Genomic DNA, 251 nt, shown 5'->3' with positions numbered 1-251 from the left:
CTACGGGCCGTTCCTTCTCGGCGACCTGCCGACCGGCGAGATCGGCGAAGTGAAGCAGCATGAGCTCGTCGCCTTCCGCCGCACGCTGAAGGGCGGCGCGCCCGAAGAAATCGCCACGGACGCCCCGCGCCCCGGCTTCCGCACCGCGCCCACCGTCGATCGCACGGCCCGCGCCCGCAGTCGCACCGGCAGCGCCGAGCCGCAGCGCCCGGCGCGCGCCGCCAGGGTCGAGCGGACGGGCGGCGACCATC

General features: G+C 76.5%; 1 protein-coding gene. It reads left to right on the top strand.

Annotated features, from left to right (window positions below; genetic code table 11):
• The coding region (locus tag AC0IVP_RS21985; RefSeq protein ID WP_471759290.1) for a hypothetical protein at positions 1-251 on the top strand (251 nt) is incomplete at both ends.

The sequence above is a fragment of the Klenkia sp. AC732 genome (genome assembly GCF_979256525.1).
The sequence above is the reverse complement of the archived record's forward strand: the minus strand, read 5'-3'. Positions and strand labels throughout refer to the sequence as shown.